The following is a 6,672-nucleotide window of genomic DNA, read 5'->3' on the forward strand; positions in this document are numbered from 1 at the left end:
CCTTAAATAATATCAATTTTAAAATATTCCCTTAAAGGATTTATTATTTTCATGACCTTGTCAAACTCATCCATGCTTAGGTCTGTCAGATAAAGCTCGTTCCCGTAATGGGCACTACAATAATTTTTTCCAATTTCAAGAGTTAAAAATGGACTATAATAATCTATTCCAACGCCGTTTACGACTTTGTAGGTTGCCTTAAAATAATTTATCATTTTTCTATTAAATATTCCTTCAAGATAAATTATATTTTTTTCTATAGTAATTTTAAGGTCATTATCATAATTAGAGTGGATATCCAAAATATAAGTTCGATTTCGTTCAAAACTTGCTTTGAATCTTAATCCTGACTTTAAGAAAATATCGAAAATTTCTAGCCACCATTTTGGATTTGCCTTATATATTTCATAATCGGTTAAGAATATATCCAGATTTGCCATTTTTCTAAGATACCCACCAAGTCCCATCTTGACTTTGATGGAGATTTCCAACCCTTTCATCGATAATATTTGACTCCAAGTCTTTTATGATTAGCTTATCATAATAGGAATAATCTTCACTTGCTATATCATTTTCCTCATCCCAGCCTTCTTCAATCCAAGCATTAATATAAACCTTACCATCATCTATCAAAAGAACTGACTCGTTTTCGGCAAGTTTAACAGTCTTCCTATAAGGATAATAAATTTCAAACTTGTTAGAATCTTGGCTTATTAGATGGAGGTCTAAACCAATAAGAGAAAGATTGTAGGTTGATAGGTCTTTGATTTTGTAATCAAAAATTTTTTCCAAGCTTTCCCCTGGATAATACTTATATATATTTGCAAAACCTTCATTAAAGTCTACTTGCAAGATGTAAAAAATATCTCCTATATAAATTGGCCTCCCGTAGGCTATGTTTTCTTTTAAGTCAAAAGGCAGGTAAACTTTCCCTGTTTGGTAATCATAAAATCTTATTAGAGATCCCTTATAGAATCCATCATATTTGATGATATCTTCTATCTCAAAAAAGTCATCCATATCGGATAAGCCATATCCAAAACGTGCTTGACCCGGTATTTCTTCAATGTATTGGCCATTTATTTCTGAAAATTCTTTATAAATTTTTTTCATATTTCTCCTTCTACTGTCCATTGTAATTTTATTGGTCTTACTTCTATCACATAATGGTCGCAATCTAAACCAGGATCTGGGAAAGATTTTGCAAGGTCTATTGCTATATCTCCTAACTTTACCTTTTTAAAATAATTTTTATTTCCAATAAGAATATACTGGGCTCCTAGATATTCAATCATTTCATCAGAGACCTCTCCTGGCAGAATTTCCCAGGGCTTTTCTATATCAATTCCAAACTTATCTAAGTAAGCATCCAAGTCTGGATAAGCCTTCTTAATTTCTTTTATATAATTTTTGCAATAGGCACAATCACATAGGTCATCATAATCTTTATAAAATTGTCTAGTTTTTTCTACATTCATTTTTCTAAACCCAAAGCCCTTTTTTCTTCATCGTACAATACAAGTCCTGATTCACTTACTCTTATTGTTAGATACTTGTTATATTCTTTTGTAAAATATTTCATAAATCTCCTTAGTCATTAAAAAATACTTTTAATTTTTCAGCATAGGCTGCTGGATGCTCGTGTAAATATTGTCCATGTCCCATTCCTTCAAATATTTCCACCTTCATTTGTGGTAAATATTTCATTAAATTGTCCTGGCTAATTTCTGGGACTTGCTCTTGCCTTCCTCGCCAAAATAGGACAGGTTTATGAAAATTTCTTAAATTCTCATTTATTTGATAATGGAAAATATACTTACACACATTTTTAATTGATTTTTTACTTATCTTTTTATAAGTCATTTCAATTACACTATCATTATCTTTTCCCATAAGCCAATCAATCATAAATTTAGGAATAGAGATTGATTTTTTGATCATGGTTGTGCCAATGATAAAAGCCTGGGTATAGGGATAAGCCTTCCATCCCAATTCCGCGGTTATAGGAGCATCTAGTAAGACTTTTTCAACACAAATATTTCCCCTACTAATTAAATCTACTGCAAGGGTTCCTCCCATAGAAAAGCCACAAAGGCCATATAAATTTCCCTTTAGGTTTTTTAGTATGTAATTTTCTATCTTAGATATCTCTTCTCCCATACTATTTAGGTCATTTTCATCACTTGGACAATGCCCATCAAGCTCTACTAAAATCACATAATAATCTTTTAAATAAGGCAAAAGTCCTCCAAAACACAAGTTAGCACTTGATGCTAGACCATGGATAAATAGGAGTGACTTATTATCTTTATTTCCGTAAGTGATAAATTTCATACTTCCACCTTTTTAAAATAAAGTCAAAATATAGCCATCTACCAAGGCTATAAGAAAATACATAAGCATGGCCCTTAAAAAGGTTTCTATATGTTTTTTTGGATTTTGATAAAGATTTTTTTCTGGGATTTTTGTAAATCTAATTCTCTTTGTATTTCTCCACCACAAGAGATCAATTATGATTAGATCAAAAAGATTCAGACCTTGGCCTAAAATTAATAAGGATATGAAATTTTGCATAAAGCCTTCTTGTCGTATTTTTAAGCCTAAGAAGAAAAACACAAGTGAAAAAATTATAAAATTCCCTACAAATGTTGAAATCTTACTTTTCTCTTTAAAACTTCCTTGATAATCTACTATGTCTTTAATTTTTGATTGGACCTCATCTGGATAAGACATATAGTTTTTTAAATTTTTATCATCTGTTCCCGTGCCTAAATAACATAGGCCAAAAAATATTAGGCATAGGATAATTAATTCAATTACAAGCATTAAGACCCTCCTTAAAGACTTCCGTAATCGACTTTAAACTAATATAAATTCAATACTTCAGTAATTCTATTATTTCATCCTGGGCATCTCTACCCTCTTTAAAAAATCTCACCAAAGGATAACAGTGGCACATTCCCTTGCCAACAACAATTTCATATGGCGCTTTATAATTTTCCATAGCTTTTTTAAACTCATCTGCATAGGCATAAAGACATTCATCTGACCCATAATAAAAATACGTCTTTGGGAAGTCGGAAAAATCTCCCTTAGTCCCATCAAGCATATACTCAGGCAAATCTTTATCTCCCTTTAAGATTTCCCTTGCAGTTATTAGATATGTAGGCTCTATCATTACGTCTTTAGATTTAATCGCATTTACTTTTTCCCATATTTCCTTATTTTCGGGTAAGTTTAGGTCAGGAATCCCTCCTGGAGATACAGATATTATTTTCCCTGGCATAGGGTAAGACCTACCCAAAGCATTATTGTGTAAAAAAATCCCAATGGCAAGATCAGCCCCTGATGAAAATCCTAGGACACTTATATTTTCTGCCTTATAAGTTTTTGTCATTACACCATAAGCTCTTAAAGATACCTCATAAGTCTTATCTACTTTTACATCTTCTGAACAAAGAGGATAAAATAAAAACCACACATCCTTATTAGTTTTCTCCATGATTCTTTCTGCCAAAGAAAAATCTAATTTATTAGGCTGGGTAATCATTCCACCACCGAATAAATAAAATACAGCATCAGCAGTAGGATTTTCATTTTTTTGATATGATATTAGCCTATAGCCCATCACATCTTTATCAATAAGATAATAATTTCTTCTCTTAGCTCTCTTTATAGCCTTAGCTAAATCAAATACTTCTTTTGCATTTTCTCCCCTTGCATACTCAAGCATTTCTTCTTTGTTCTTTAAAAACATTTTTTTGACACCAAGCATTCTTACAAGACATGCTGCTAATTTATAAGTTAAACTCATATCACACCCTCGTCACATTATAAAATCTTATAAATTGATACTTATTATCACCATCATTATACCGTGATTTTAGTAAGGTAAATTGGTTTTTATTAAATTCTAACTAAAAATGACTCTTAAGATTTCTCATCCTAAGAGCCATTTCTAATTTTATTTACCAGATACAAAATAATTTTTAACAAAAACAATACCAGCTAAAGCTAGTGCAAAGCCCAAGCCAGTATAGAAAAATCCTATAAAAAAATCCGGGGCTAGGCCCGATGCTCTAAGGCCAATCCCAAAGCTCATCATAAAAGCCATAATCAAATAAGATTTCTTATCAAAAAACTTCCAAAAAGGCACATAAGTATCATAAGCCATAATTCTTTTTGTGTGATTTTTAGTCATCTTTAAAAACATTCTACCAAAAACCATAAAAACAAGAAGACTTAGGCAATATAAATACCAAACATGATCGATAGACCCATAAACTAAAATCCCAAGTCTCGCAACATTAAAACCAGCCATAAACCAAACAAAGCCAGCTATCAATAATAAATTTCTTTTCCTAACCTTAACCATCATCTCTCCCTATTTTAAATTTTTAAATTATGAGTTTCTTTATTATTTTATTTGCAAAAATCATTTTAGCAATTTAAGTAAATCATTTATCCATCTCTAATTTTTTTCCAATCAGAAGGAGCAAATAGACTTTTGCCTGAAAAAATATTATCTAAATCTTCTACTTAATATTCAGTAAAATATTCATCATCTGATATCAGATAGTTTATTGACTTTGCTTTTAGACTTGATATCATTGCAAGGTCATATACAATCTTAAGCCTATCTATTTTGCTTGACTCTATTTCTATTTCGCCTTTTGACTTTTTAGAGATTAGTCTTCTCCAAAGATTTGCTTTCTCTCAAAATACATTAAAGTATCTATATTTGTGCTTAAATTTTTATTTATTAACTTTCCAATAATTTCTTATCTTTTATACGATGGCCTATTATAAAGCAGTGATATCCTTTAATTAATTCAAAGTCAAAATTATGAATATCCATGATACATATTTGCATGAATCATCTCTTTCTTTCTCCTTAGGCGGAGATATTTGCAGTAAGCCTTATAAAAATTGTATTCAAGACTTCCAAAATTAAGCATATATTGAGTTTTGATATTTTCACAAATAACAAATTTTAAATTGTCTTTCTCAAAAACCAATTCTGCTAAAGTTTTTTTAAGTTCTATTAATTTTTCCTTTGCTTCTTTATAGGCTGGAAACTCTATAATTTCTCCCATATAATCCCCCATCTTAAAATCAAAATTATTTTATAGCTTTGGGCTTATCTTTTATTTCTACGATTGCTAAAACCATTGTCAAAATAAATAAAAGTAAGGCAAATAATCCATAAATAGGAAGGTCCTTTATTATTCCAAGTTTAAATAATCCGCCAATACAATAGATGTAGATACAAAACCAAAATATGATTACAGTCCAGTCTTTTTTATGACTTATAATTATATTTTTTCTTTTATCTATTAGATAAGCTAATAATTTCATTAAAACAAATATCCATATAGTTAAAAAAGATAAATAAGCGAACCATTCGTCAGTGATTTTATTTAAAAGTAATGAAATATAGCTACAAACACCTACAAAAGCCACTCCTCCTAGTCCAATAAGAATTGACCTTAAAAACCTTACCTTCTCCTGATCTCCATCTTTTTCCCAACTTTTTAAGGTCATAAATATAATCGAAGGCACTTCGAACATATAACCCAAAAAATTTACCCAAATTACAGACATAAACATATGGTGGTTGATATCTAGATTTATAGAACGACCATCCCATACCCAAAATCCACCATCTAGCCTAATAGCCACTACATCTAAAAGTAAATCCATACTCACAATCAGCCATCCACTTAATAAGGCTGTCATAATGTTACTAAGAGAAAACTTCTTGGCTATCCTTAGGGCAACGACACTTATCCCACCCCACATGAGCCCTCCAAAAAATGGGAATTGGTAGGGAGTGTAGCCAATACTTATATAAAAATCATTGCTATAGTGGTAAATATCTGTAAGCCTCACTGCTAAAAGCTCTAAAGCAAATCCAGCAAGGGCTCCGGATATCAAGAGTCCAAGTTCCCTATAAGATTTATTTTTAATTATATCCACTAAAAGGATTGAAACTATAAAATAACAAATAAGTTCAAAAGAATTTGTCCAATTCATACCTTCCTCCCAAATTTTTTATTAATCTTAACTGTGTGCTATAGAGATAAACTAAGGTCTTGAATTTATCTTACCTTAAATATTTAACTTTAGTAGAAATAAAAAATGTATCAACCCTTATCCTTAAATCAGGATTTAGGTTGATACATTTTATTTTTTATATGGCCTATATATATATAAATTTTATCTATTTGCCATGCTAGCTTCGAACTTGTCTAGTTTTTCTTTAGCTTGTAGTCTTAGATTATAAGATTTTTCGACTAAGGCTTCTAATTCTGTTTTTACTGGTTTTACTGTTTCTGGGAAGTTTTTAAGTAAAAATCTTGCTGCTCTTTCTGTATTGCTAATTCTTTCATAAGCTTCCCTTAGCCTTCTATAAATATCACTATAATCTTTTCTAATCCTATCATGGGCTTTGATATTTGTTGTGCCATATTCGGATAGATAATATTGGTAATTATCATTTACCTTTTCTTCTTGATTCTTATGCTCTGGTGCCTTTGGTGCTGGATATTCTAATTTACTACCACCTAAGCCTGGTTGATTTATTCCTGGTGTTTGTGTACTATCATCTGCTTGATCTGTGCCTGGTGTTTGTGTACTGGCATCTGCTTGATCTGTGCCTGGTGTTTGTGT

The 6,672-nt window shown here is 30.8% G+C and carries 10 protein-coding genes; all 10 read right to left on the reverse strand.

Annotation, left to right across the window (positions count from 1 at the left end):
* Positions 1-2: 2 nt before the first annotated feature.
* Entirely contained in the window at positions 3-500 is a 498-nt protein-coding gene (locus tag RRB46_RS04245) for a hypothetical protein (protein WP_311537631.1), read from the reverse strand.
* Positions 445-1,113 (reverse strand): hypothetical protein, encoded by a 669-nt coding sequence (locus tag RRB46_RS04250; RefSeq protein WP_296128972.1) that lies wholly within the window; start codon positions 1,111-1,113, stop codon positions 445-447. Before RRB46_RS04250 ends, RRB46_RS04245 begins: the two co-directional genes overlap by 56 nt.
* Positions 1,110-1,478 (reverse strand): hypothetical protein, encoded by a 369-nt coding sequence (locus RRB46_RS04255; RefSeq protein WP_296128969.1) that lies wholly within the window; start codon positions 1,476-1,478, stop codon positions 1,110-1,112. The genes RRB46_RS04250 and RRB46_RS04255 overlap by 4 nt, the downstream gene beginning before the upstream one ends.
* A gap of 112 nt (positions 1,479-1,590) precedes the next feature.
* A complete protein-coding gene (locus RRB46_RS04260) occupies positions 1,591-2,334 on the reverse strand; it encodes an alpha/beta hydrolase (RefSeq protein WP_311537632.1) in 744 nt (247 codons plus the stop codon).
* A 12-nt stretch (positions 2,335-2,346) separates the two neighbouring features.
* The gene (locus RRB46_RS04265) at positions 2,347-2,826 is read right to left on the reverse strand and encodes an ABC transporter permease (protein WP_311537633.1); all 480 of its coding nucleotides are present in this window, start codon (positions 2,824-2,826) and stop codon (positions 2,347-2,349) included.
* Between the two features lie 49 nt (positions 2,827-2,875).
* A complete protein-coding gene (locus RRB46_RS04270) occupies positions 2,876-3,814 on the reverse strand; it encodes an alpha/beta hydrolase (RefSeq protein ID WP_311537634.1) in 939 nt (312 codons plus the stop codon).
* A gap of 150 nt (positions 3,815-3,964) precedes the next feature.
* Entirely contained in the window at positions 3,965-4,375 is a 411-nt protein-coding gene (locus RRB46_RS04275; RefSeq protein ID WP_311537635.1) for a hypothetical protein, read from the reverse strand.
* 469 nt (positions 4,376-4,844) lie between these two features.
* A complete protein-coding gene (locus tag RRB46_RS04280) occupies positions 4,845-5,096 on the reverse strand; it encodes a hypothetical protein (RefSeq protein ID WP_311537636.1) in 252 nt (83 codons plus the stop codon).
* 25 nt (positions 5,097-5,121) lie between these two features.
* Positions 5,122-6,036, reverse strand: coding sequence for a carotenoid biosynthesis protein (locus RRB46_RS04285; RefSeq protein WP_311537637.1), 915 nt, complete (start codon positions 6,034-6,036; stop codon positions 5,122-5,124).
* Positions 6,037-6,219: 183 nt separating this feature from the next.
* The coding region (locus tag RRB46_RS04290) for a hypothetical protein (RefSeq protein WP_311537638.1) at positions 6,220-6,672 on the reverse strand (453 nt) is incomplete at its 5' end.

This window comes from uncultured Anaerococcus sp. (assembly GCF_963512375.1).
GTDB lineage: Bacteria > Bacillota > Clostridia > Tissierellales > Peptoniphilaceae > Anaerococcus.

What these genes read in the sequence shown, in the direction of transcription:
- RRB46_RS04255 (WP_296128969.1), bottom strand. Translation starts at nt 1,478, where the DNA reads ATGAATGTAGAAAAAACTAGACAATTTTATAAAGATTATGATGACCTA.
- RRB46_RS04265 (WP_311537633.1), bottom strand. Translation starts at nt 2,826, where the DNA reads ATGCTTGTAATTGAATTAATTATCCTATGCCTAATATTTTTTGGCCTA.
- RRB46_RS04285 (WP_311537637.1), bottom strand. Translation starts at nt 6,036, where the DNA reads ATGAATTGGACAAATTCTTTTGAACTTATTTGTTATTTTATAGTTTCA.
- RRB46_RS04250 (WP_296128972.1), bottom strand. Translation starts at nt 1,113, where the DNA reads ATGAAAAAAATTTATAAAGAATTTTCAGAAATAAATGGCCAATACATT.
- RRB46_RS04245 (WP_311537631.1), bottom strand. Translation starts at nt 500, where the DNA reads ATGAAAGGGTTGGAAATCTCCATCAAAGTCAAGATGGGACTTGGTGGG.
- RRB46_RS04270 (WP_311537634.1), bottom strand. Translation starts at nt 3,814, where the DNA reads ATGAGTTTAACTTATAAATTAGCAGCATGTCTTGTAAGAATGCTTGGT.
- RRB46_RS04260 (WP_311537632.1), bottom strand. Translation starts at nt 2,334, where the DNA reads ATGAAATTTATCACTTACGGAAATAAAGATAATAAGTCACTCCTATTT.
- RRB46_RS04275 (WP_311537635.1), bottom strand. Translation starts at nt 4,375, where the DNA reads ATGGTTAAGGTTAGGAAAAGAAATTTATTATTGATAGCTGGCTTTGTT.
- RRB46_RS04280 (WP_311537636.1), bottom strand. Translation starts at nt 5,096, where the DNA reads ATGGGAGAAATTATAGAGTTTCCAGCCTATAAAGAAGCAAAGGAAAAA.